General features: G+C 66.6%; 25 protein-coding genes. 11 read left to right on the plus strand and 14 right to left on the minus strand.

What is annotated here, in order from left to right:
* Positions 1 to 6 precede the first annotated feature (6 nt).
* From MUN46_RS06150 to MUN46_RS06160, 3 genes are read right to left on the minus strand one after another with little or no spacing between them, the layout of a single operon-like run.
* Positions 7 to 327 (minus strand): DUF190 domain-containing protein, encoded by a 321-nt coding sequence (locus MUN46_RS06150; protein WP_243376250.1) that lies wholly within the window; start codon positions 325 to 327, stop codon positions 7 to 9.
* A gap of 11 nt (positions 328 to 338) precedes the next feature.
* Entirely contained in the window at positions 339 to 731 is a 393-nt protein-coding gene (crcB, locus tag MUN46_RS06155) for a fluoride efflux transporter CrcB (RefSeq protein ID WP_243376249.1), read from the minus strand.
* Between the two features lie 21 nt (positions 732 to 752).
* The gene (locus tag MUN46_RS06160; RefSeq protein ID WP_243376248.1) at positions 753 to 1,151 is read right to left on the minus strand and encodes an OsmC family protein; all 399 of its coding nucleotides are present in this window, start codon (positions 1,149 to 1,151) and stop codon (positions 753 to 755) included.
* 191 nt (positions 1,152 to 1,342) lie between these two features.
* Here MUN46_RS06160 and MUN46_RS06165 point away from each other — a divergent pair, with 191 nt between their 5' ends.
* On the plus strand, positions 1,343 to 2,512 hold the full coding sequence (locus tag MUN46_RS06165; protein ID WP_243376247.1) for a hypothetical protein: 1,170 nt from the start codon (positions 1,343 to 1,345) through the stop codon (positions 2,510 to 2,512).
* 143 nt (positions 2,513 to 2,655) lie between these two features.
* Here MUN46_RS06165 and MUN46_RS06170 read toward each other — a convergent pair whose 3' ends face one another.
* Positions 2,656 to 4,206: a flavocytochrome c gene (locus tag MUN46_RS06170; protein WP_243376246.1), complete on the minus strand. Its 1,551-nt coding sequence runs from the start codon at positions 4,204 to 4,206 to the stop codon at positions 2,656 to 2,658.
* A 213-nt stretch (positions 4,207 to 4,419) separates the two neighbouring features.
* A complete protein-coding gene (locus MUN46_RS06175; protein ID WP_243376245.1) occupies positions 4,420 to 5,274 on the minus strand; it encodes an aldo/keto reductase in 855 nt (284 codons plus the stop codon).
* A gap of 160 nt (positions 5,275 to 5,434) precedes the next feature.
* Between MUN46_RS06175 and MUN46_RS06180 the strand changes: the two genes are divergently transcribed.
* The 3 genes from MUN46_RS06180 to MUN46_RS06190 all read left to right on the plus strand — a co-directional run bounded on the left by MUN46_RS06180 (position 5,435) and on the right by MUN46_RS06190 (position 9,833).
* On the plus strand, positions 5,435 to 6,379 hold the full coding sequence (locus tag MUN46_RS06180) for a hypothetical protein (protein ID WP_243376244.1): 945 nt from the start codon (positions 5,435 to 5,437) through the stop codon (positions 6,377 to 6,379).
* A 103-nt stretch (positions 6,380 to 6,482) separates the two neighbouring features.
* Entirely contained in the window at positions 6,483 to 8,654 is a 2,172-nt protein-coding gene (locus tag MUN46_RS06185; protein WP_243376243.1) for an ATP-dependent helicase, read from the plus strand.
* Positions 8,655 to 8,771: 117 nt separating this feature from the next.
* Positions 8,772 to 9,833: a 1-aminocyclopropane-1-carboxylate deaminase/D-cysteine desulfhydrase gene (locus MUN46_RS06190; RefSeq protein WP_243376242.1), complete on the plus strand. Its 1,062-nt coding sequence runs from the start codon at positions 8,772 to 8,774 to the stop codon at positions 9,831 to 9,833.
* Between the two features lie 175 nt (positions 9,834 to 10,008).
* Here MUN46_RS06190 and MUN46_RS06195 read toward each other — a convergent pair whose 3' ends face one another.
* The 5 genes from MUN46_RS06195 to MUN46_RS06215 form a co-directional block, all read right to left on the minus strand.
* Positions 10,009 to 10,479, minus strand: coding sequence for a YjiG family protein (locus MUN46_RS06195; RefSeq protein ID WP_237979130.1), 471 nt, complete (start codon positions 10,477 to 10,479; stop codon positions 10,009 to 10,011).
* On the minus strand, positions 10,472 to 11,164 hold the full coding sequence (locus MUN46_RS06200; RefSeq protein WP_243376241.1) for a hypothetical protein: 693 nt from the start codon (positions 11,162 to 11,164) through the stop codon (positions 10,472 to 10,474). The genes MUN46_RS06195 and MUN46_RS06200 overlap by 8 nt, the downstream gene beginning before the upstream one ends.
* A gap of 459 nt (positions 11,165 to 11,623) precedes the next feature.
* A complete protein-coding gene (locus MUN46_RS06205) occupies positions 11,624 to 12,742 on the minus strand; it encodes a M20 family metallopeptidase (RefSeq protein ID WP_243376240.1) in 1,119 nt (372 codons plus the stop codon).
* 190 nt (positions 12,743 to 12,932) lie between these two features.
* On the minus strand, positions 12,933 to 13,424 hold the full coding sequence (locus MUN46_RS06210; RefSeq protein ID WP_237979133.1) for a YjiG family protein: 492 nt from the start codon (positions 13,422 to 13,424) through the stop codon (positions 12,933 to 12,935).
* Between the two features lie 42 nt (positions 13,425 to 13,466).
* On the minus strand, positions 13,467 to 14,162 hold the full coding sequence (locus tag MUN46_RS06215) for a nucleoside recognition domain-containing protein (RefSeq protein ID WP_237979134.1): 696 nt from the start codon (positions 14,160 to 14,162) through the stop codon (positions 13,467 to 13,469).
* Positions 14,163 to 14,455: 293 nt separating this feature from the next.
* On the opposite strand from MUN46_RS06215, the gene MUN46_RS06220 reads away from it, so the two are divergent.
* Genes MUN46_RS06220 through MUN46_RS06245 form a run of 6 tightly spaced genes read left to right on the plus strand, consistent with a single transcriptional unit; the run spans position 14,456 to position 19,937 of the window.
* Entirely contained in the window at positions 14,456 to 14,872 is a 417-nt protein-coding gene (locus MUN46_RS06220) for a MerR family transcriptional regulator (protein ID WP_237979135.1), read from the plus strand.
* Positions 14,869 to 15,480 (plus strand): hypothetical protein, encoded by a 612-nt coding sequence (locus tag MUN46_RS06225; RefSeq protein ID WP_237979136.1) that lies wholly within the window; start codon positions 14,869 to 14,871, stop codon positions 15,478 to 15,480. Before MUN46_RS06220 ends, MUN46_RS06225 begins: the two co-directional genes overlap by 4 nt.
* Before the next feature lie 2 nt (positions 15,481 to 15,482).
* Positions 15,483 to 16,037, plus strand: a complete 555-nt coding sequence (locus MUN46_RS06230; RefSeq protein WP_243376239.1) for a hypothetical protein — start codon at positions 15,483 to 15,485, stop codon at positions 16,035 to 16,037.
* On the plus strand, positions 16,034 to 16,933 hold the full coding sequence (gene tadA, locus MUN46_RS06235; RefSeq protein ID WP_243376238.1) for a tRNA adenosine(34) deaminase TadA: 900 nt from the start codon (positions 16,034 to 16,036) through the stop codon (positions 16,931 to 16,933). Before MUN46_RS06230 ends, tadA begins: the two co-directional genes overlap by 4 nt.
* A gap of 46 nt (positions 16,934 to 16,979) precedes the next feature.
* A complete protein-coding gene (locus MUN46_RS06240) occupies positions 16,980 to 17,993 on the plus strand; it encodes a S66 peptidase family protein (protein WP_243376237.1) in 1,014 nt (337 codons plus the stop codon).
* Positions 17,994 to 17,999: 6 nt separating this feature from the next.
* On the plus strand, positions 18,000 to 19,937 hold the full coding sequence (locus MUN46_RS06245) for a hybrid sensor histidine kinase/response regulator (protein WP_243376236.1): 1,938 nt from the start codon (positions 18,000 to 18,002) through the stop codon (positions 19,935 to 19,937).
* A 215-nt stretch (positions 19,938 to 20,152) separates the two neighbouring features.
* On the opposite strand, the gene MUN46_RS06250 is transcribed toward MUN46_RS06245, so the two are convergent.
* Positions 20,153 to 20,827 (minus strand): response regulator transcription factor, encoded by a 675-nt coding sequence (locus tag MUN46_RS06250; RefSeq protein WP_243376235.1) that lies wholly within the window; start codon positions 20,825 to 20,827, stop codon positions 20,153 to 20,155.
* Between the two features lie 181 nt (positions 20,828 to 21,008).
* On the opposite strand from MUN46_RS06250, the gene MUN46_RS06255 reads away from it, so the two are divergent.
* Positions 21,009 to 21,284 (plus strand): hypothetical protein, encoded by a 276-nt coding sequence (locus MUN46_RS06255; protein WP_243376234.1) that lies wholly within the window; start codon positions 21,009 to 21,011, stop codon positions 21,282 to 21,284.
* Between the two features lie 33 nt (positions 21,285 to 21,317).
* Here the strand turns inward: MUN46_RS06255 and MUN46_RS06260 are convergent, their stop codons facing one another.
* The 3 genes from MUN46_RS06260 to hypE all read right to left on the minus strand — a co-directional run bounded on the left by MUN46_RS06260 (position 21,318) and on the right by hypE (position 23,663).
* Positions 21,318 to 21,962, minus strand: coding sequence for a hypothetical protein (locus MUN46_RS06260; protein ID WP_243376233.1), 645 nt, complete (start codon positions 21,960 to 21,962; stop codon positions 21,318 to 21,320).
* Between the two features lie 96 nt (positions 21,963 to 22,058).
* On the minus strand, positions 22,059 to 22,571 hold the full coding sequence (locus MUN46_RS06265; protein WP_243376232.1) for an RDD family protein: 513 nt from the start codon (positions 22,569 to 22,571) through the stop codon (positions 22,059 to 22,061).
* Positions 22,572 to 22,610: 39 nt separating this feature from the next.
* Positions 22,611 to 23,663 (minus strand): hydrogenase expression/formation protein HypE, encoded by a 1,053-nt coding sequence (gene hypE / locus MUN46_RS06270; protein WP_243376231.1) that lies wholly within the window; start codon positions 23,661 to 23,663, stop codon positions 22,611 to 22,613.
* Positions 23,664 to 23,687 lie beyond the last annotated feature (24 nt).

Here is a 23,687-nt window from a genome sequence, read left to right on the forward strand (position 1 = left end):
TTCTCTTCAGGGCTCGCCGCTCATGCCGAACTCGATCGGGATGCGCACGAAAAAGACGTCCACGCCTTCTTCCCGCAGCCTTGTGAAGAGCCTCTCCGCGTCTTTTTCGGAAAGCGCGAAGCGCACTTCGACGCAGGTCTGCCCGGACTCGAAGAAGGAGGCGCTTCGCAGCCAGCCGTCGCGCCCGTAGCCTTCGGCCGCCGAAAAAAGCGAGCCGCCGGGAATCCCCATCGAGCGGGCGGTCTCAAGAATCCAGCTGCCCAGCGGGCGGCCGTCCTTTCTGCGGCTCTGCTCCGTGAAAAACGAGATTTGGAAGCCTCGGTTCATTTCGGTCCCCTTCAAAGTCCATGCAGGCGGCGAAGCGCCGCCACGGTGGCGATGCCGGCGGCGGTTGCGGCGAAGGATCCCGCCACATGCAGCCCCACTTCCGCGGCCGCCATGAGGTACTCGCCCCGCGAGAGCAGGGCGACCGTCTCGGCCGAAAACGTCGAAAAGGTGGTGAGTCCGCCGCAGAAGCCCGTCACGATGAGCAGCCTCCAGACGGGCGAAAGCCCGGGCATGGAGGCGAAAAACGCGGCCGCGGCCCCGATCAGGTAGCCGCCCAGGAGGTTCGCGGCGAGCGTTCCCGGCGGAAGCGCCGGAAAAAGGCCGTTCAGCCATAGGCCGAGCGCCCAGCGCAGCAGCGCCCCCGAGGCCGCTCCGGCCCCGATCGCGAGAATGGAGAGAAGCATCGGGAAGGCGTCCTTTTGTCGTCAGATCCAGAGAAAGCGGACGTCCCGGCGGATTTCGGGCGAGAGCGCGCGGCTTACCGGGCAGGAGGCGACCATTTTTTCAATGACGCCGCGCTTTTCGGCCGGGCAGCAGCCCGCGGGCATCGAAATCACGGCGGTGATCGAGGCGATGCGCGGGCCGTCGGCCATCTCGCAGGTGAGGGCGGCCGAGGCCCCTTTCGGGTCCAGGCCGAGGGACCCGGCGGCATAGGCCGCCGTCGTGAGCATGCAGCCGCAGAGCGCCGAGAGCAGCCCCTCCACGGGGTTCATCGATTCGCCGAGCCCCTCGGGCGCGGGCTGGTCGAAAACGAGCTCGGTGCCGGTGCGCCCGCAGCGCGCCTCGACTCTCTTGTTTCCAACATACTGTGCAGTGATTTCCATGAGCGGTGCTCCTTGCTTTGATGGGTTTCCGGCCGGGGGCGAGGGGCGGCGGCGCGCTCCGGGCGTTTTTATAATGCCCGGGGGAAAAGAAGCGCCCCCGGGCTCCCGCTCCCCCCGCGGCTTGGTCCCTCAAGCATAAGCCCCGGAGAGCGGACCGGGAGGGAATTCTCCGACTGACAGAGGGCAGGAATATGGAAGAAAAGAACGAAGGAAAAGCGCCTGTGTTCGACTGTGTCCTGGTGCGCGGGGGGCAGGATGCCTCGCCGGATCTCAGGGCCTGGCGGGAGGCGCTCCCGCAGGCGGGGCTGCTCGCGGACGAGGCCTCAGCCGCGGAGCTTGAAAGCGCGCGGCTCTCGGACGGGTTCCTGGAGCTGGGGGGCAGGCTTTACAGCTCGGTCGTCCTCGCTGGCCTGCGGCGCATTTCCGCCTCTCTTCTCGACACTCTCACCGCCTTCATCCTGATGGGCGGCAGGCTTGCGGCCTCGGGCCCCGCCTTTTCGGGCCCCGAGGCCGTCACCGGCCGGGAGGGCCGAAGCGAAGGGGCTGTCCGCTCGCAGCTTCGGACGCTCGAGCGCTATACGAGCCGCACCGAGCCGGACGACGTGATCGATGCGGCGCTCGCGCTGCAGGCGCTGCCGGGCGTGCGCTCCGGGCGGCCCGCGCTTCGCGGCCCAGGGCCCCTGCCCGAGCGGGCGGTCTTCCGCTCCCGGGGAGCGGGGCCTGCGAGATGGAGCCTCGAGCTCGAGGCTCCGCGCGGGTTCGAGGGTCGGCTCGCGCTTCCCTGCCCCGCCTCGAGGCTTGCCTGGGCCGCCGAAGGCGGCGCGGCCTGCGAGGCGGGCTCCGCCGCCGGCCCGGTCCTCGAGGTCGCCCTGGCCCCCGGGTTCAAGGGCAGGCTCGAAGTCGAGGAGGGGCTGCCGCCCGCGGCCTATCCGATGAGAGCCGGGGCCTCGCCCTGGTTTGCGGAGGAGCCCGGGGCGCTGCCGCGCGCGCTTCGAAGCGACCGCGACTGGGCCGAGTGCAGCTCCGGGGAGCCGAAAGGCGGGGAGCCTCGCCTCCTGCGCTTTCGCCTTGCCTTTGCCGATGCCGACGTCCCCGCGGTTCCCGAGGGCGGCACCCTGCGGGCGGACCTTTCGGCCTCCGAGGGCGGGATCGCGGTGCTGCTCAACGGCGTGAGGCTCCTTCCCGCGGAGGGCTCGGGAAGGCTTTTCACTGTGCCGCTGCGGCTTTTTGCGCAGAGCAACGAGCTCGTCATCGAGGCCCGCCCGGAAAAAGGCGGCGAGGGGGCGGGGCCCTTTGCCGAGCCGCTCTGGCAGGTCTATCCCGAGTCCGACCTCGCCTGCCTCGCGCTCAAGGCGCTCTGAAGGCGGGCCGAAAGGGGGCCTTTACGGTCCGCCTCCGGGAGATAAAAAAATGCCCCCGGCTCCTCCTAGAAAGAAAGGAGCCGGGGGCGAGTGCCCGCCCATTTCGGGGCGGGCTTTAGGAGAGATTCTTTTTCTTCAGCGCATCAGGCCTTCGCGAGGTTTTCGCCCGCGACCATGCCGAAGGTGAGGGCGTCCAGGACCGCCACCGTGCCCAGGCGCGAGGCGCCGTGCACGCCGCCCGTGATCTCGCCGCCCGCATAGAGGCCGGGGATCGGCTTGTGGGTCTTCGAGGAGATCACCTGCGCCTCCGGGTTGATGAGCAGGCCGCCCATCGTGTGGTGGATCTTCGGGGCCACCTCAACGCCGTAGAACGGGGGCTTGGAGATCGTGAGCCCGTTGTTGAACTTGAGGATTCGGTGGAAGTCCTTGTCTTCGCCTTCCTTCACGAACTGGTTGAAGCGCTTCACCTCGGCGAGGAACGCGTCCTTCTTGATGCCGAAGTGATCGGCGATCTCTTCGAGCGTGTTGGCGACGAACACCGTCTTCGCAGCAAGCGGCGCTTTCACGAACGAGGGGTTGATCGCCTTCACGATCGAGTCGTCGCAGATGGCGATCGGGTAGTTCTTGTCCTTGCCGATCACCTTGAGCTCGGCGTCAGTCTTGATCTTGCGGCCGGCGTGCTCGTCCATGAAGCGCTTGCCGGTCTTCTTGTTCACGACCATGCCGAGGTCCATGCAGGCGTGGTTCGTGAAGTTCACCGTGACGCCGAAGCCGTCCTCGTGCGGATTGCAGTAGGGCAGGAACTGCAGCCAGGAGATCTGCAGCGGGGTCGCGCCGATTTCAAGAGCCTTGAGCAGCACCCCGGCAGTCGCGCCCGGCTGGTTCGTGGAGTCGGTGGAGGGGACGACGCGCGGATCCTGCACCTGGCGGAACCAGATGTCGCGCGAGAAGCCGCCCGCGGCGAGCATCACGCCCTTGCGGGCCTTGTAGACGCGGCGGTGTCCGGTCTTGTTCTCCACGTCGTCGGAGGCGAGCTTGCGGTTGAACCGATAGCCTTCGCGGCAGACGACGCCCGTGACGCGGCCGTCCTTGTCGAGCACGAAGTCGTCGAACTTCGTGCGGGTCTTCATCACGCAGTTCTTCATCTTCGAGAGCGTTTCGTACATCGGGACGATGTAGCCCGAGCCCGAGCCCGCCTTGATCTCGTAGGAGCGGGGCACGGAGTGTCCGCCTTCAAAGAGCATCTTGTTCGGAACGAACTCCGCGCCGCAGTCGGTCACGAACTTCACCGTGTCGTTGCCGCGGCGGTAGAGCACGTCGAGCAGCTCCGTGTGGTTGATCCCGAGGCCGTCCTTCAGGCAGTCGGCGATGAACAGCTCCTCGCTGTCCTTGATGCCCTGGGCCTTCTGGACCGGGTTCACCGGGCAGGCCATGTTGCCGCCGCAGATGGCGGAGTTGCCGCCGAAGACCCCCATCTTCTCGATCATGAGGACCTTGAGCCCGGCCTTGGCGACCTTGTAGGCGCAGGCCATGCCGGCGAAGCCGGAACCCACGACGATCACGTCGTACTCGCCGTCGAACTTGACGGACTTGTCGTTTTCAGAGGCGTGAGCGGCGGCCGGGGCGATCGCGGCGGCGGCAGCGGCGGTGCCGGCCTTCAGCAGGCTGCGGCGGGAGGTTTCAAACTGAGCCATTTTCCATTCTCTCCTGGTTTGTACGGTTCCACGCGGGGAGGCGTTCTCAGGCGCTCAACCGTGTGCAGAAAGAAATATAGGACTAAAGTCTCATGAAAGCAAGACCAAAGTCCTAGTTCGTTGGTCTTAATCAGCCAGAAACGGGCTGCAAGTCTCCCAGCCTGTTGAATATAAAAGGCTTTTTAAGGTTACTAGGGGAAACACTAAGAAGCGTCAGAAGCTGACGTGGTCCGGGTCGAGGCCGGAGAAGCCAGACGGGGGCAGGGCGTCGATCGCGTGCATTTCCGCCATCGAGAGCGTGAAGTCGAAGATCTTCGCGTTTTCCTCGAGATGGGCGGCGTTCACGCTCTTCACGATCGGGGGGACGCCGTGCTCAAGGCTCCAGCGCAGGCACACCTGGGCCACCGTGCGGCGGTGCTCCCGGGCGATCCGGGCGAGCACCGGGTTGGCAAGCAGCGCTCCCCGTCCGAGCGGGGCCCAGCCGAGCACTCCGATGCCCTGCGCGCGGCAGAAGCGCAGCGCGGAAAGCTGCATGTAGCCGGGGTGGAACTCGATCGAGTTCACCATCGGGCGGATCCTCGCCCGGGCCAGCAGCGGCACCAGGTGGTGCGGCATGAAGTTCGACACCCCGATCGCACGCACGGTCCCCTTCGCATAGAGCTCTTCAAGGGCGCGCCAGGTGCCGTAGTTGAGCGCCTGCCAGGTGGTGGTCTCGCCGTGGATCGCGGGCCAGTGGATGAGGTAGAGGTCGAGATAGTCGGTGCCGAGCCGCTCGAGGCTTCTCTCGCAGGCTTCGAGCGTCGAGCTGTAGCCGCGGTCCGTGTTCCAGACCTTGTCGGTGATGAAGAGCTCGCGCCGGGGCACGCCGCTCGCGCGGATCGCCTCGCGGATCCCCTGCTCGTTCGCGTAGATCGAGGCCGTGTCGATGTGCCTGTAGCCCAGCCTGAGCGCCGCGGCGAGCGATTCAGACAGTCTCTCGTCCTCCGGAATCTGCCAGGTGCCGAATCCGAGGCAGGGGATCTGCACTCTGTTTTCGAGCGTAAGGGTGTCGCGGGGGCTTTTGAGCATGGGCCTTATCGTTGATAATGGGGCAGGGCGCAGCTCCGGCCGGGCGAAGCGCCCGGTTTCATGCGCATGAAGCGTATTTTAGCGGCGAAGCGGGAAAATGAAAGGCGGGCCGGGCGGCTCCGGCCGCGAAACAGTCAAAAGAGTCGGAGGGGCGGAGTCGATGGAAGGAGAGATGGTTTTCTGGCTGGCGGTCTCGGCCGCGGCGGCGGCAGCAGCGGCGGCGTTTCTCGCGCTCCGGGCGGCGGGGATCCTTCGGGGGGCGGCCCGGGCCGAGGCGCGCCGGCCTTCCCGCCTCAGGAAGGCGGCCGGGCGCCGGACAGGCCGCGCCGCGCGCGGGGGCTGCGCTCCTGCTGCCCGCGCCCCCGTCCCGGTGCAGGCCGCCTCGCCCGTCCTCGTGGGCTTCCGGGCTCCGGGCCGCAGCCTGCCCTTTCTCCTTGTCTCCCCCGTGAGGGACTGCGAGAGGCGCTTTTTCCTCGAGACTACCGCCGCCTTCCCGGCCTTCGAGGTGCCGTTTGCGGCGGCGCTGCGGCTGCCGGGGGAGCCCGGCCCCGGCGGCCTTTTCCCCGCGCTTTTCGAGCTCGCGGCCGATCCCCTTCAGGGCCCGCAGCTTGCCGAAGCGGCCCTGCCCGAGGCTTTGGGCTACGGCTCACGGGGGCTTCCCATGGGATCGGCCCGAGGCCTCGCCGACCGGCTGGCCTATGACGCGGCCGGGGCGCTTCTCGCGCTCGCGCGCGCCCCATGGCAGCCTCTGGCGCTGCGGCGCGCCTCGCAGCTCTCCCGCGAGGCGCTCTCTTCCGGGGCTCAGGCCTCAGGCGGAATGTCCTGCGTCCTTCGCGGCCTCGCCGATTCCGGCTCGGGCGCCGGAGAAGGCGGGGCCTCTTCCGCCCGGTCCCCCGAAGGGCGAGCCTTCCTTTTGCGGGCGGTCAGCGTCCTGGAGCGCTCGCCCGGGGCGGACTGCCCGAAGCCCCTTCTGCCGCTGCTGGACGCCGCGCTGCACGCTCTTTCGGAGCGTCCGCGCTTTGCCGTGCGGCTTGACGCCGCGGGGCGGGTGTCCGCGCTTTACCGGTTCGATGCGTCGGCCGGGGAGGGCGGGGACGCCCCCTAGCGCTTAAAATCAGGACAGCCGGCCCGCGCCCCGGGCACTTGGAAGGCGCGCTCCGGCTTTTGTTTTTCCGTCGACTCTATTTTTGTCAGGACGCTCGCGCCTCATGCTGCCAGAAACGCTCAGCCCCGCCCAGCGGGAAGCCGTCGAGACCACCGAGGGGCCGGTCTGCGTGATTGCGGGCCCCGGCGCGGGAAAGACCCGCACGCTCACGCACCGCTACGTCTACCTCGTGCGCGACCTGGGCGTGAACCCCCAGAACATCCTCTGCGTCACCTTCACCAACAAGGCCGCGCAGGAAATGAAGGCCCGCATCCGCGCGATGACCGGGGACCTCGACCTCGGGCAGATCTGCACCTTCCACGCCTTCTGCGTGCGCTTCCTGCGCGACGAGGGCTACGCGGTCGGCATTCCGAAGGATTTCGTCGTGATCGACGAGGACGACGAGGCGGACCTGCTCGCCGAGGTCTACGAGACTTTCGCCATTCCGGGCAATCTCCTCAAGTTCTCCGCCGCGATGGACGTGATCGGAAACTTCAAGGACGACTCGAACTACGTGAAGGACCTGGTCGCGACTTCGCCCGAGGCGCTGCGCGCCAGGGCCCTGTCCAGTCCCGACATTTCAAAGAAGGTCTTCTACGGCTATCTCTGGGCCGAGCGGAAAATCTTCGGGTTCGACTTCGACGACGTCATCTGGACCACGTTCTACATCCTCGACCATTTCGAATCCGTGCGCAGGCGCTGGCAGGAGCGGCTGCAGTACATCATGGTCGACGAGTACCAGGACGTGAGCAACGATCAGGCCGCGCTCGCGAACCTGCTCTCGGAGGTGAACAAGAACCTCTTTGTCGTGGGAGACCCCGACCAGACGATCTACACCTGGCGCGGCTCTTCGCCCTCGATCATGCTGCGCTTTCCGAAGAGCCACCCGCACTGCAGGACGGTGCGGCTGCTCGAGAACTACCGCTCGCTGCCTTCGATCGTGCTCGCGGCCAACTCCCTGATCGTGCACAACCGCGACCGCTTTCCGGTCGCGGGCCGTCCGGTGCGCTCCGACAGCGATCCCGCGCGCCCGACCCGCGTGGTCTACGACGGCGAGAAGACCGAAAAGGAGGCTCTCGCCTGGCTCGTGAAGTCGCTCGGCTACCTGCACGGCCGGGGCCGCGGCTGGGAGGAGTTCGCGGTGCTCTACCGCACGCGCCAGAGCTCGCGCGCGGTCGAGGAGGCGCTCGTAAAGGCGGGGATCCCCTACCGGGTGTGGTCCGGCGTCGCCTTCTACGCCCGCCGCGAGGTGAAGGACGCGCTTTGCTACGTCCGCATGATGACCCGCGCCGACGACGCCGCATTCATGCGCACCGTGAACGCCCCCAAAAGGGGCTTCGGGCCGAAGAAGGCCGAGGCGCTCAAGGCCCTTGCCCGCGCCGGGGGCTCGACGCTCTACGAGGCGCTGCTCGCGCACATCGGCGAGAAGCCCTTCGCCACGAAGCCTCTGCGGGCCTATGTCGAGGCGATGGAAAAGTGCCGCGCCGCCGCCCCGGGCCGCAAGGTCTCCGACGTTTTCAACATGGTCATGGCCGAAAGCGGCTATGAGGCCGCCCTGCAGCTCTCGGGCGAGGACGAGAGGCTCAACAACATCGCGGAGCTGCGCCAGGCGATCGCGCAGTACGAGTCCGACGCCGACAGCCCCGGCTCGCTCTCGGAGTTTCTGCAGCGGGCCTCGGTTTTCGCCGAGGACATCGGCGAGCAGAAGGGGCCCGCGATGAAGCTGATGACGATCCACGCCGCGAAGGGGCTTGAGTTTCCCGTGGTCTACGTCTGGGGCTTTTCGGAAGGAATCCTGCCCAGCGCCCGCACGAGCACGGTCGAGGAGATGGAGGAGGAGCGGCGCGTCGCCTATGTCGCCATGACGAGGGCGAAGGACCTGCTCGTGCTCATGCACGCGCAGGGCACCACCGAGGGCAGCGCCTTCCGGTATCCCAGCCGGTTCTTTTTCGAGCTCGACCGCTCGCAGCTGAAGCTCGTGCGGCCGCTGGCCGAGGGCGAGGAGGAGGCGGCGCGCGAGGCTCTAGCCTACAAGGACCGCTTCCTGACCGGCGAGCCCGAGAAAAAGACCTGGCTTGCGCCCGGGGACCGCGTCCGCCACAAGGTGTTCGGCGAGGGAGAGGTGCTGCAGGTGGAGAAAAACGGCGCGGTTTCGATCAGGTTCGAAAAGCTCGCGACGCCCCGCACCCTGATGGCGGGCGCGCCGCTTGAGAAGCTGGACGGGGGCAGGGGCTGAAAGGCCACCCGGAAAGGGGCTCTTCTTTTCCTCTGGCGCTGGAAAAGGGGGCGGCGCTGTCCCTACAATGGGCTCAGGTTCTTTTCTTTCATTTCCATGAAAAAGGAGGGCAGGCCCATGGCGCTTACTTTGAAAGAATGCCGCGAGCGGCTCGACGCGCTCGGTCGCGTCCCGCTTGGCTTTTATCCGACGAAGCTTCACCGGCTCGAGCGGCTCTCGCGCGAGCTCGGAGTCGATCTCTGGATCAAGCGCGAGGATCTATCCGGCGTGAGCCTTTTCGGCGGCAACAAGGTGCGCAAGCTCCAGTACCTCATGAAGGACGCGATCGCGCAGGGCTGCGACACCGTCTTCACCTACGGGGCGACGCAGTCGAACCACGTGATGCAGACCGCGACCGCCGCGAGGCGCTGCGGGCTGCGGCCCGTGCTCTACCTCGGGGCGATCGTGGAGCCGAAGCCCGGCGACGCGAGGGCGAACTTCCTGCTCGACAAAATCCTCGGGGCCGAAATCCATGTGCTGCCCTCGCTCGGGCGCTCCACCCGCGAGACGATGGAGGCGAACCGCCCGCTCTTTGACGAGCACATCAGGCGGCTCGCGGCCGAGGGGCACAAGGTCTACGACATTCCGGTCGGGGGCTCGACTCCCCGCGGGGCCGCGGGATTCGCGGAGTGCTTCGTGGAGCTCATGGAGCAGTCGGCGGCCCTCGGCCTGAAGCCCGATTTCCTTTGCCTTGCCACCGGCAGCGGCGGCACGCTGGCGGGGCTGGCGGCCGGGCGGGCGATGACGGGCGCCTCGGACGTCTCGATCCGCGGCTACACGGTGGGCCGCAAGGACCCCGGCTCCTATCCCGCGGGGATCGCGCGGCTGGCCGGCGACGTGCTCGCCCTGCTGGGGCTGCCGCAGGAGAAGGTGCAGCCCGGCGACTTCACGGTCCGCTTCGATTTCTTTAAGCCCGGCTACGAGCGCCCGAGCTCCGAGGCGAACGCCGACATCAGGCTGCTCGCCCGCACCGAAGGCATCTTTACCGATCCGGTCTACACCGGAAAGGGCTTCCACGGCATGCTCGAGGATATCCGCAGCGGTGCGATCCCGAAGGGCTCGACCGTGGTTTTCCTGCACACGGGAGGCGCGACGGCGCTCTTTTCCGAGCCCGAGATCCTGGGCGATCTCGCGGACTGAAGGCTTCTCTGCAGTCTGAGGCGGCGGGCTTCGGATTCCCGCCGCCCCTCATGTCCCGCCGGAATTTCTAAAAGGCAAAAAAGAAGGCGGCCGAGCGGAATTCCGCTCGGCCGCCTTTTCAGCGCCTGTGCCCTTCCGGATCGCAGCCGCGGTCCGGAAAGCTTCTTTCAGAGCATCAGACGAAGAAGTTCATGAGCCACATGCCGAGGCAGGCCATGAGAATGGAGTTCACCATCAGCATCGGCCAGTACTTCTTCGGGCAGTCCGTGAGGCCGAGCAGGCGGCCCATGTACTGGATCTGGGAGGCCATCAGAAGCAGCGCCGGGATCATGATCGTGATGTCATGGGGGGTAAGGGCGCCTTCGGTGGCGAGGCTCGCCGCGACGCCCACGCCCGCGCCGCAGGACAGCCACGTGGCGCACAGCACCGTGATTGCCTTCCCCGGCAGGCCGAAGACGGCCATCACGGGTCCGAACGTGTTGCCGATCCACTGCATGACGCCGAAGATGTTCAGCATGTAGGTGAGCACGAACGCCATCAGCACGTTCGGCAGCAGGTTGTAGAGGCCGAGGTTCAGGCCCTTGCGGCATCCGCCGATGAAGATATCGAACGGATTGTTGGATTCGACGACAGGTGCGTTACTCATTTGCGAAATCCTTCCTGTAGACAGTGTTCAAGATCAGGCGGACAAGGAACCCGCCGACGAATTTCAGGCAGAGCATGATCACGAGCGGAATCCAGATCGGGACGAGGAAGTAGGCGATGAGGCCGCCCACCACGGTGGTGAGGTAGTTGCTGAGCATGCCCGCACCCGCGTACTGCCAGGCGCACATCACGACCAGGTCCTTCTTGCGGATGAGGCCGTTGTCGAAGAGGCCCTTGGTGAGGCCGGCGCCCGCGTCAGTCGACTGCAGGTCGGTGATCAGGGCAAGGCCGGTGAGGCCGGGCAGCCCGAGGATCGGCTTAAGCAGCGGCGTGAGCAGGAACTGGCACGCGCGCAGGGCACCGTAGTGAGCGAGCACGTCGATGAGCCCGAGCGCAAGCATCACGCCGGGGATCAGGGTGAGGGAAAACAGGAAGCCGTCGCGGGCGCCGACGCCGCCCGCTCCGCGGAAAGAGCCTGCGCCTGCGATCTTGCCGAACTTGCCGATGAGGGTCGAGAAGTCAAGGGCCTGCAGCCACTCCCAGCCGACCGGCGCGTTGTGGAAGATGCCCGCAAAGAGGATGACGGCGAACAGGAATGAAATAAAGCAGCCGATGGTCAGCTTTTTCTCTTTGGGAACCGCAGCAGCCTTTTTCTCTGGCTTCGGTTCGACTTTGGTTTCAGTCATTAATTTCTCCCTGATTAAGGCGGAGTCTGCGGCCGGATGGCGGAAACCTCCAGGCTGCCGTCCGCAGCAGTGCGCCGCCTCAACAGATAGATGAGAAAAAACCGGAAGGGAGGACAGGAACTCCTCTGATCCGGGCTTTCAGTCCCGGCGCTGGAAAAAGTCCCAGGCCGGTCACCCCCGGACTGCTTGACTACTTCTTTTCAGGGAGCCTTCACAGAACAGGGCACTACCGCCTTACACGGGCAGACAGCGTTGCGAAGAATAGTCGAAATGACTTGTTACAGTCAAGGCGCAGACCTGCCAAATTTTCAGCAGGCGCAGGGCTGCCGCATGTTACTGATTGTTATGGCTCAGAAAAACGCCCGGAGGGCAGGAGGCTGCCGCAGCCGGGCGCAGAGTTTTTTGGGGGGCGTTCTTTCCCCGGGCGCAGCCGCCACGGGGAAAGGGCGCCGGCGCGGGTCAGATGAGCGAGTAGAGATTCGACTGCATCTTCACCGCGGGCTCGACCGAGCGGAGCGTGAGGAACTCGCGGTCGGTATGCATGTTGTCGCCCGCCGGGCCGCAGCCGTCGCACACCGGCACGCCGAACTCCGCAATGTGGTTGCCGTCGGCCGCACCGCCGGCGTCGACAAAGTGCGCCTCAAAGCCTGCCATTGCGGCGGCTTTCGTGAGAAGCTGGTTGAGTTCCTTCGCGCTGTCGGAAAGCGGCATCGCAGGAATCCAGAACTCGCGCTTCGTTGTGGCGGTGACGCCCTTCACCCAGGTCTGGGCGGCAAGCTGGGCGATCCGCTCTCCGACCCGGCGCCCCTCCGCGTCGGAGCAGTAGCGGGTGTCGATGCGCACCATGGCGTGGTCCGGAATGGCGTTGATGATCTTGCCGCCTTCGACCACGCCCGGGTTCACGGTGGTGCCGGTCTCGAAGTTGTTGAGCTCGTCGTAGAGCGCCGTGGCAAAGCGCATCATGGCGACCGCCGCGTTCGCGCCATCCTGAGGGTTGTTGCCGGCGTGGGCTGTGCGGCCGTGGAACTCGACCCTGTAGGTGGCCGAGCCCTTGCGGGAGCGCACGAGCTCGCCGTTCGGACGCGCGGGCTCGCAGATCAGCACGCGCTTGGCGCGCCGGCCGATCGACACCAGCCAGTCGGTCGAGTGCGTGGAGCCGGTCTCTTCGTCCGGGTTCATCGCCACGGCGATGGACAGCCGCTTGATGTCCTCGGGCCTCGCGCTTTTAATCCCGTAGAAAATGGAGAGGATGCCGGCCTTGCAGTCGAGCACGCCCGGACCGTAGGCTTTTTCAGCGTCGCGGCGGAAGGGGCGGCGCGCGGCCTCGCCCTTCGGGAACACGGTGTCGAGGTGTCCGTTGAGCATGATGTCGTAGGTCTGGGCGCCTGGCTTGTTGGTCGCGAGCAGCCCCCGGCCCACTTCGGGCCCGAGGTCCACGAGTTCAGTGGAAAAGCCGATGGAGTCGTAGAGCTTCTTCATGTACTGTGCAGCCTGCGTGACGCCTTCCGGGTTGGAGGTGCCGGCCTCGCAGCTGACGAGCTGTTCAAGATCCTTCAGATAGTCTTCGAGCAAAGTCATTGCAGAAATTCCCCTGAAAGCCTGGCGGCGCCGGAGAAGGCCGGGGCCGGCGGGCTCAAAAACAACCGAAATGAGAAATAAAACTGATTTGCGATTTATCACCCTCGAGGCGCTCTCAGCGGGTACGAAAAAAGGCCGATTGAGGTTTTGATCCGCAGCCGGCCTTTTTCGCTTTTGTCCGCTTCGCGCCTTAGGCTGCGAGGACGATGAGCTTCATCACCCACAGGGAGATCAGGGCGACGATGATCGGGATCGCCATGGTGATCGGGATCATCTTGCCCTCGATGCCGATCACGCCCAGGCAGCGCCCGAGGTACTGGACCTGGGAGCCCATGAGGAAGATCGCAGGAGCGAGAATGCCCAGATCCGCGCCCACGAGCTTGCCGCCCTCAAAGAGCGCCACGGCAACGCCCACGCCGCCGCCCATCGACATCCAGGCGCCGAGCAGCACCATGATCGCTTCGCCCGGCAGTCCGAAGATCGCCATCACCGGTCCGCAGACCTTGCCGACCAGCGCGAGGATTCCAGTGATGTTGAGCGCCTTGATAATCACGAAGGCCATCAGCACGTTCGGAATCATAGAGTGGGTGGCGATGCCCCAGCCCTGGTAGGCGCCGCGCACGAAAACGTCGGTGACCATCTCTTTTTTGGCCGGTGCGGCCGCTTTCTTTTCTTCAGTCATTTCGAATTCCTTTTCAGCTTTCAAGAAGTACGGGCAGCAGCATCAGGCCTTGCCGGCCTTGCGGATGAGGAAGAGCCGCATGAGCTGCGCGGCCACCACTTTGCCGAGCAGGATGATGCCAAGCCCGACGCCAATGGAAACCGGAATGACCGGGTTGCCGTCCGCGCCGGTGAGCGTGTAGAGGATCGAGCCCGAGCCGAGGAAGTTCGTGATCGGGGCGTCGGCGGTGAGCTGGAAGGCGGCGAAGACGTTCGTCTCCTTTTCCGTGAGCTGGCCGGCGTCCTTCAGCTGCCGGGTGAGGGCCGCGCCGCCGTCGGTGGACTGCAGCGAGCCGATCAGGGCGAGGCCGGCGGTGCCGGGGATGCCGAGCAGGGGCTTGAGGATCGGGGTGAGGAGGATGCGGGCCGCTTCGAGGGCGCCGTAGTGCTCAAGCACCGTGATCATCGCGATCGAGAACATCACGGTCGGCACCAGGGTGAGGGCGAAGCAGAAGCCGTCGATCGCGCCCGAGCCGCCCTTGCCGCGGAGATTCGACATGACGGTGTGCAGCGTTCCGGACTGGTCCATCGTCACGTTGGACACAAGCTTGCCCCAGCCGCCGTTGAGGGTGGTGAAGTCAAAGACGCCCCACCATTGGGTCGAGGCGAGAGCTCCGGAGAAGAAGACGCAGGCGAAGATGAGCGCGATGTACGCGCCCACGCCCACCTTCTTTTTGGGACTGGTAACGGCATCAGCCATGATTGAATGCTCCATTAAGTTTTAGGAGACCGGCGCAGGGCAGGTCTCTTCCAGGAAAAAAGCCCTGCGTCCGGACGTTTCCGGCCCTTTCCCGGCCGAAACGCCCGGAAAAAGGGCACCTGAGCAGTTTACAATATGAGACAAACGGCGCTATTCCCCTTAAGAGGTATAGCCCTGACGTAAGCCGTCCGCTAACCTCAGCGCTCTCGCCGCCCGCCCATCTCTGATAAGATTCAACAATTAACTCTGCAGTTTCTTCAGGGTTTGAGGTATTGAGAAAAGAGCGAGGCGCCATGAGAATCGGCGAGCTTTCCAAGGCCACGGGGCTGCCCGTGGAAACCATCCGCTACTATGAGTCGCAGGGGCTCATCGATCCGCCGGCAAGGCTGGAGAACAACTACCGCGCCTACGGGCCGCGGCACTACTCGCAGCTGCAGTTCGTCTCGCACTGCCGCAAGCTCGGCATGGGCCTGGCCGAAATCCATGAGATCCTCGCCTACGACGGCAGCAACCCCGAGCAGGCCGCCCGCATCCACGACGTGCTGCACAGCCAGATCGCGGCCGTGGACCGCCAGATCAGCGGCCTGAAGACCCTCAAGAAGAAGCTGCTCGAACTCGAGGGCAGCTGCCATGGGCATGTCGCTGGACGCCAGTGCGGCATCATCACCGAGCTTTCGAGCCCGGTGCCCGACAACCTTAAGGACAAGTGAGCAACATGGTTCATTTCTCGACCGCCCAGGCGCTGCTTTCGGCCGGGCTTATTTTTCTTGCAGTGGCGATACCGGTCTGGGTGCTTTACCTGGTGGGTCGCAGGATCCCGCCCGCGCTCGAGCGCAGGGGCCGCAAGTCCGGCTTTGCGGGCTCGCTCGTGCTGCTGGACGCCGCGTTCGTCTTTTTCTTCCTTTACTGGGTGCTTTTTGCGGCGATAGACGCCGCTCAGGCTTCGCGCTTCCTTTCCTACCGGGTCGACGTGCCCGCCTGGCAGATCCTCGCACCGCTCATTCCCGACGTGGTCTTTGTCGCGCTCTTCGGGTGGGTCGCCGTGCGGCTCGCGCTGGTGCGCCGCCCCCGCGTCCAGGCCGAGGCCATCGCAGTGGTCTGGGTGCTGGGGCCTCTGGCCGGCATCGCCGAGGGCCTGATATACAAAGGCGCGGTTGACTGGCAGGGACTCGCGTTTTCAGCCGCCTTCGCCGCGGTGGCGACCCTCTACCTTCTGCTCTCGGACCGCGTGAACCTCACCTACGGCACGCGCCGCGGCACGACGCTGCCGGAGCTCGATCCCCCGGGCTCCCGGACCCGCCGCGCCGGAGGAAAGTGAGCATGGGCTCCTCTGGCTTCAACTGGCAGGGCTGGATCGGGGCCGCGATTCTGATCGGGCTTCTCTTTGTTCTCGTCGCGAGCCTGCGGCAGAGCGCGGCCCGCGTCGACGCGGGCCGCGGCGACCTCGCGCCCTGGCGCGGGGGCATGACGGGGCTGCTCCTCGGCTTTCTCGCGCTCGTGGTCCTCATGGCCTTCCAGAACCTCGTGCTTCTTACCGTGATCGTCTCCACGCTCTGGAGGCCGATCGTGGAAATCCCGGGGGGCTCCGCGCTGTTCTTCCGCTACGTCGTCCCTGCGGCGGCCTCCTTTGCACTGTACTCGGCGGCCGTGGCGCTTCTAGTCTGGTGCCGCAGGACCTGGGTGCCGCGCGCCGCGGCGCTGCTGCTCTGGGCCGCGGGACCCGCCGCGGCCATTCCCTCCTTTGCGCTCTACGGCGTCCAGCCCGGCCTCATTGACTTCGGGATTCCCTCGGCCGTCGCGCTCGCCGGCACTTTCTTTCTCTTTTTCTCGCGGCACGTGAAGACGCTCTACCGCGCGGGAGGCCCCCGCCCATGACGGAAAGCCCTCCCGAGTGGATCGGCCGCGCCGATCTCGACCGTTTCCTCGACCTCACGGTGCGCGGGGGCTGGCCGGTCGCGCGGCTGCCCGCCGCCGAGGCCTCCGACCGCCGCGCGGTGCTCGCGGCCTATGCGCTTTATCTTTTGTCTGATCCGCAGGCCGGCCCCGAGGAGGCCGCGCGCTCCTTTCTCTCTTCGGCCGGCAGCTTTTTGAGCGGCACGCCCTCGGAGCTTGCTGCGCTCGCCCGCGCCGAGGGCTGGATCGGCCCCGACGGGCTTGCCCGGGCCGCGGCCTCGCCCGGCCTGAGCGCGCGCCGCCTCGCCCTTGAAGTGGAATTTGCGGAGAACCTCAGACGCGACCGCCGCGAGAGGGTCCGCCGCGAGCTGCAGAGGAAAAACACTCTCGCCAACGCCCCCCGCTCTCCCGGGCCCGCGCCGGGCGAGGACGAGCGCTTCATGCGCGAGGCCCTCCTCGAGGCGCAGCGCGCAGGAAGAGAGGGCGAAGTGCCGGTCGGCGCGGTCCTTGTGAGCGGGGGCGAAGTGATCGGCCGCGGCCGCAACGCGCCGCTAGCCCTCCACGACCCCACGGCTCACGCCGAAGTGCAGGCGATCCGGGACGCGGGCGCGCGCTGCTCGAACTACAGGCTCAGCGGCTGCACGCTCTACGTGACCCTCGAGCCCTGCCTCATGTGCGCCGGGGCGATCGCGCACGCGAGGCTCGGGCGCGTGGTCTACGGGGCGCCCGATCCGAAGGCGGGAGCCTTCGGCGGCGCCTGCGACGTGCGCGCTCTCGCGCCGTACCCCCGGCGCCTTGCCGTCGCGGGCGGGGTGCTCGAGAGCGAGTGCGCGGGGCTCCTCAGGGACTTTTTTGCGAAACGGCGCCGATCGCAGTAGGCTTTCCACGCCCCAACCACCAACTCGGAAAAAGCAAGGCCTTGAAATGGAAAACGTGAAGCCCCTTGTCTCACTCGTGGTCCCGAGCCGCACCTATGTGCTCGAAGATCCCTCGGAAACCGACATCGAGCGGCTGGAGGGCTCGGTCCGCGGGCTTGAGGAGCTCGGCTTCGAGGTGGTCCGCACGCCCGGCCCCTGGCGGAACTGGAAGCGGTTCGGCGGCACCGATGAGGAGCGGCTTGCGGAGTTCATGACCGCGCTTTCCGACCCCGACGCCGATCTGGTGCTTCCGGTCCGGGGAGGCTACGGCATGACGCGGATTCTGCCCGGAATCGACTGGAAGCGGGTCGCGGAGCGCAATCCCGTCGCAATGGGCTTTTCCGACTTCACGGCCTTCAACATGGCGCTTTTCGCCCGCACGGGCCTGTCCTCCTGGCAGGGCCCGATGGCCGGAGGGCTCGCTCCCGGGCATACGACCCGCTCCTCCCAGAGAAGCTTCCTGCGCGCACTTACCGCCTCGGACTGGTCGCTCGACTGGGTGCAGCCGGGCGACCCCGCCTCGCTCGAGGCCGCGGGCACGATCTGGGGCGGCAACCTTGCCATGATCGTCTCGCTGCTGGGCACGCCCTGGTTCCCCAAGCCCGAAATGATCCGCGGCGGCCTCCTTTTCCTTGAGGACGTGGGCGAGGCGCCCTACCGGATCGACCGCATGCTCACGCAGCTCGAGCAGGCCGGAGTCTTCGACCTGCAGAGTGCCGTGGTCCTCGGACAGTTCACGGACTGCGGCGAAAATGGCGCGCGCGGAGACTTTACCCTCGGGGATGCGCTTGACGGACTGGCCGGGAGGCTGGCCCGAAAAGGCATCGGCTGCGTGCGGGGGCTGCCCTTCGGGCATGTCCGGGAGCTCAGCGCGGTGCCCTTCGGGGTGCCGGGGCGGCTGCAGGCGCTCCCGAGCGGCAGCGCGAGGCTCAGCTCTTCCTCCACTCCGGTCATTTTCCGCGGCAGGGCAGAGCTTGAGACAAGGCTCGCGGAACTGAGCTCGCCGCACTTCGAGGACTGACGGAACATGGGGGCGAAGCTCAACGCGTTCCGCAGCTCGGTGCGGAGGGTGTTCGGCATTTCAGGCGGCCGCGAGGCGCTCGCGCACCGTACGAGCCGGGTGCTCGCCCAGCAGCTCGAGCGCGCCATGAACATGATCGCCGTGCCCCTCATCCTTGAAGGAGCCTCCGCGGCGCTGCTCATTTTTTCGCTCTGGGAGCACGCGCCGCGGCTCGTTCTTCTGATCTGGGGAAGCGCCGTCGCGCTTTCCATCGCGGCTTCGATCGAGTTCTACCGGCGCTTCATGGCCGACAAGGCCCGGGTCGCGCGGATCCGCTTCTGGCTTCGCGCGCAGATGGCCCACAGCGTCATCACCGGGCTGCTCTGGGGGGCGGCGGGCTCCGTTTTCCCCTTTTTTGACTCGAGCGTCGTCTCGCTGGTGAGCCCGGTCACCGCAGTCGTCGTGGTGGCGCTCGGCTCCTGGCCCTTCTACGCCATGTGGCTGCCCGGCCTTTCGGTTTTCTCCCTGCTGTCGCTCGGGACCACGGGACTGTCGCTGATCGGCAGCTACTTCTTCACCAACCAGCTTTATGCAACGGTCTTTTTCCTCGCTCTGATCGCGGTGATCCTCTACTCGGGGCTGAAGCTGAACGAGCTCATGACCTCCTCGATCCTTGCCGAGAGCGAGAACCGCAAGCTCCTGCAGCGGCTCGAGCGCGAGCGCAACGCCGCGGAGGCCGCGCGGCGCGAAGCCGAGGAGGGAAGCCGCCGGCGCGCGGACTTTTTCCGCGCCGCGAACCACGACCTGCGCCAGCCCCTTCAGGCGATGGGCATCTACCTGCAGATCCTGCGCATGAAGAAGACCCCGGACACCGCTCCCGCGATCGAGCAGCTCTCGGTGTGCGCCGGTTCGATCTCGACCCTGGTCGAGCAAATCCTCGAGCTCAGCCGCATGACGGCCGACGACTTCACCGTGCACCGGGAGCTGGTGTCCGTGCCCGAGCTGCTTCGGGACCTTGCGGGCGAGTTCGCGCCGGTCGCGGCTGAAAAAGGCGTCGGCCTGTCGATCCGTCCCCTCGAGCTGCGGATCGACACCGACCGGCTGCTGGTTTCCCGCGCGCTTCGCAACCTGGTCTCCAATGCGATCAAGTACTGCAGCAGCGCGCGCCCGGAAGGCGGCGAAGTGATCGTGGCCGCAAGGCGCTGCCCCGCGGGCCGGGTGCGCATCTGCGTCTACGACAACGGCCCGGGCATTCCCCGCGAGGAGCGCGAGAAGGTGTTCCATTCCTTTTACCGCGGCAGCGCCGGAAGAAGCGGGCCGGGGGGCTATGGACTCGGGCTTGCCATCGTGAGCGCGATCTGCAGGAGGCTCGGCATCGGCCTCAGCGTGGGGTCGCTTCTTGGCCGCGGGACTGTCTTCCGCATGGAGTTCGGCGCGGCCGAGCGCACGGAGCCCGCGGGGGTAGCCCCGGCGGGCCGGGCGGCCGGCCCGGAGCCCGTGCAGCCTCTGCCGCGGCGAGTTCTTTTTCTGGAGGACAACTCGGCGGTGCGCCGCTCGGTAAGCGAGCTGCTTCGCAGCTGGGGCGCGGAGGTGGTGGCCGAGCCCTTTTTCAGCCCGCAGCTTGTCGAGCGCATGAAGGCCTTTAAGCCTGAGGTGCTGCTCACCGACTACGATCTGGGCGAGGGCGTGCCCAACGGCATCGACAGCTGCCTCACCCTGGCCCACGAACTGCGCACCCCGCTTCCCGCCGTGGTGCTCACCGCGGTGCCCGACGGGGTGATCGAGGAGGCCTGGCGCGAGAGGCTGCCGACGAGGGGGCTCGCGGAGATGCCGGAAATCCTGCAGAAGCCTGCGGGCGAGGCGGAGCTTAATTCCGCCCTGCGCAGGGCCTGCGAGTCGGGGAGCGCGGGCAGCGGCCCCCGCTCCCAGGCGCCTCTGCCCGATTTTTCCCGCTACCCGTCGTAAGCCGCTTCAGGGGACCGTTCAGAAATCCGGACTCCGGTGCGGCCGGGAAAGCGGCGGCCGCAGCAGGGCGGTCAGGGCAGGGGCGGGATGATTTCTCGAGGCCCCGGAAAAGGAATAAATCGCCATCGTTTCCTTCCGGAGGACGGATCCCCTCTGGAGCCAGGCCCCGGAAGCGGCCTTGGTCGGAAAAGCGCCGGAATCTGCCGCCTGGCCGCCTAAAGCCTTACGTCGTAGCCCGCGCGGTGCGCGGCGATGAGCGCCTCGGTGCGGTTTCGGGCGCCAAGCGCCCGGTAGATGGCGGAGACGTGCGTTTTGACCGTCCCTTCAGAAAGCCCGAGCGTCTGGCAGATCTTCTTGATGGGGCTGCCCTTCGCAAGCTCGCGCAGCACGTCCATCTGCCGGGGCGTGAGGGCCTGGGGGGCCGCGGCGGGCTCGCGCATGGCCCGGGAGGCCTCGTCGAAGAAAAGCGCGCGCTGGCTCTCCTCGATGATCCGCGAGGGCAGGTACACGCCGCCCTTGAGCACGAAGTGGATCGCGGTGGTGAGCAGCCCCGCGTCGAGCGTCTTGGGAACGAACCCGGCCGCCCCCTTCTGCAGGACCCCGAGCACGGTCCTCCGGTCGAGCAGCCCCGAGAGCACCAGAATCTTGAGCGAGGGGTGGGCTTTCACAAACTCTTCGAGCAGGCTCGTGCCCACTACTCCCGGCATCGACAGGTCCAGGATCAGCAGGTCGGCCTCCTCGCCGTGCTCGGCGAGCAGCCGCCGCGCCGAGACGACGTCGTTCGCCGCGTAGACCTCGGCCGAAGGGGAGTCGGCCCGGATGAGCGCGGAGAGCGCCTCGGTGATGAGCGAGTGGTCGTCGACGACGATGAATTTGAGACTGCCGGGCAAGATAAGGCCTCCGAAGCGCACGTGTGGGGAAAAGAGCTCTTGAGCCGCCCCATTCTATAGCTCGGGCCGCCGCCCCGGGATTTTTCTCGGCTAAAATGACAGGGCCCGCAGCGCCCCGGCCTTCAGGGCCCCCGCCCGCCGCGGGCTTTCAGGCTTTTTTGTTCACTCGGAGAATTGCGCCGTGCCGCTGCCCTTTAACGCCGCCCAGCTCGCCTTTCTGCTCTCAAGGCTTCCCGCCGCGAGCCAGCAGGCGATCAGGCTTCTTGCCAAGACGAAGGGAAAGACTCCCCAGGAGGTGTTCGCCGAGTGCCTGAAGGAATACCTCGCGGGCCGCATCCCGCCGGTGGACGTCTCGGCCGCGCTTTCCACGACCCACGAGGTCATGTACAACATGGGCTACGCCTTCGGGCGCCTGAGGACGCTCGCGAGAAACTGGTCCGAAGGCAGAAGGGGCTGAAAAGGGCCCCTCTTTCAGGCCGTTTTTTCTTCTTCAGGGCTTTTTCCCGGCGGGGCCGGCGTCGTCCGAGAAATCCATGTGCGAGAACGCCTCCGGCAGCTCCACCGATTTCGACGCTCCGGCGGCAAGCTTTGCGAAAACCGAGACCATCCCCTCGAAGTCAGCCTCGTCAGCCCGCTCGCCAAAGCGCCGGAGCAGCTGTTCCCAGGAGGAGAATTTGCCGCTCACGTGGCTGAAGATCAGCACGAAGTTCTCGATCGCCGCCTCGGGCGTTCCTTCGGCAAAGGACGGGCTTTTCTCGTACAGGTTGCCGGGAATCGCGGAGGCGAGCCACTGCGCGGCCGGCGCTCCGGCCCAGCCGGGGAGCGCGGCCCCGTTGAGCTTTCCGGACAGCAGCGCCGAGAGCAGCATGAGCCCGCGCATCTCGGAGTCCATCAGGGCCTGGATCTCGGGGCCGGGCTCGGGGGCCTGCTCGGCGGGCACCCCTGCTGAGGCGCACTTTTCGTAGTGCGCGCTGATCGCTGCCGCGGACCTGCGCGAGGCCAGGCCCGAGGCGCGGAAAAGGGCGGCGAGGCTCTCCGGGTCCCTCAGGTTCACGGGGCCTTTTGCCGTAAGGGCTTCGAGCGCCGCGAGGACCGGCACCTTGTCCTCATCCTTCCTGCTGGTATTGTCATTCATGGCGGTTTTCCCGTTTCTCCCGCAGGCCGGAAGGCCGGCGGGCATCAAAACAAACGCGAAGGGGCGCGGACGGCCGCGTCCTGAAGAGGCGGCCCTTCAGCGGTCTTCGGCGCGCACGGAGATCACTTTGGTGTGGTTTCTTGCGTCCCAGGGCTGGGCCGGACGCTTCTTGGACCACAGATAGGCGAAGGGCAGCAGCAGAGGATAGCAGAAGTACCAGTAAAGGCCGAAGTAAAGGAGGTCGGTCGAGCGGCGCAGCGCCTGCATGAAGCCCGGCCGGCGGCCCGTTTCCGCGTCCACGACCCGCAGCCCCGTGGCGAGCTTTCCGGGCGTCGCCCCGAACCAGGTGAGCCACAGGCACTCCCAGGCGCAGTGCACGGCGGCGATCGTCGCGAACGTGCAGACGAGGTAGAGCACCATGGGGCCGGTCTTCGTCACTTCCTGCCCGGTCGACTCCTCGAGCTGCAGGAAGGAGAGGTAGACGAAGAAGCCGCTCGGAAAGCCGAGCAGGAACACGGTGAGGGAGTCGATGCCCCGGGCGATGGCCCGGCGCCGCAGCAGGCGCTTGTCCTCGGGCGGTACTTTCAGAATGTCGCTGGTGCTTGCCATGAAAAAGCCTTCGATGAGCCTCCGGGGCCGCTTTTCTTGTCAGCAGATCCGGGGCAGCTGGTCGGCGTTGAGCCAGTCGACCATGCGCACGCCCCCCATCAGGGTCGTCATCTGCACGTAGCCCGGGTCTTCGGCCGTCACAGTGCCGACGATAGCAGACTCTTCGCCGTGCGGGGCGGCGCGCATGGCCTTCAGGCACGACTCGGCCTCCTCTTCGGGGACGATCGCGATCAGCTTGCCCTCGTTGGCGACATAGAGGGGATCGAGCCCCAGGAACTCGCAGGCCTGGGCCACGTCCTCGTGCACGGGGATCGAGGCCTCGTCGAGCATGATGCCCACGCTGCTCTGGGAGGCGATTTCGTTGAGCGTCGTGGCAAGCCCTCCGCGGGTCGGGTCGCGCAGCACGTGCACATGCGGGGCGGCGCGGCAGATCTCTTCGACCAGGGCGTTGAGGGGCGCCGAGTCGCTCTGGATCCCCGAGCCGAAGGACAGCCCCTCGCGCTCGGACATGATCGCCATGCCGTGGTCGCCCATCGAGCCCGAGATGATCACCCGGTCGCCGGGCCGCGCGAGCCGCCCCGAGACCCGGATCCCCGGCAGCACCTCGCCGATCCCGGTGGTCGTGATGTAGAGCCCGTCGCCGTGGCCTTTTTCAACGACCTTGGTGTCCCCGGTCACGATCTTCACGCCGGCCTCGCGGGCCGTGCGGCCCATGGACTGGACGATCCGGTCGAGGTCTGCGATCGGGAAGCCTTCCTCGATGACGAAGCAGGCGGCGATGTAAAGGGGCTTCGCCCCGCACATGGCCACGTCGTTCACGGTTCCCGCCACGGCCAGCGATCCGATGTCGCCGCCGGGGAAGAAAAGCGGCCGGATCACGTGCGCGTCGCAGGACACGACGGGCGTGCCGTGGATCTCGGGCAGGAAAGCCCCGTCGTGCCCCTCCTCGAGGATCTCGTTGCTGAAGGCGCGCGCGAAAACCTGGCTGATCAGCTGAGCGGTCGCGCGGCCTCCGGCGCCGTGGGTGAGGTCGATGATGCCCTTCTTCACGTCAATGGGCGTGGCGAAATAGCGCCTTTTCTCTTCTGCCATGACTTGCTTTGTCCTTAAAAATCT

Origin of the sequence: Mesosutterella faecium (assembly GCF_022809315.2) — a bacterium.
Classification (GTDB): domain Bacteria; phylum Pseudomonadota; class Gammaproteobacteria; order Burkholderiales; family Burkholderiaceae_F; genus Mesosutterella; species Mesosutterella faecium.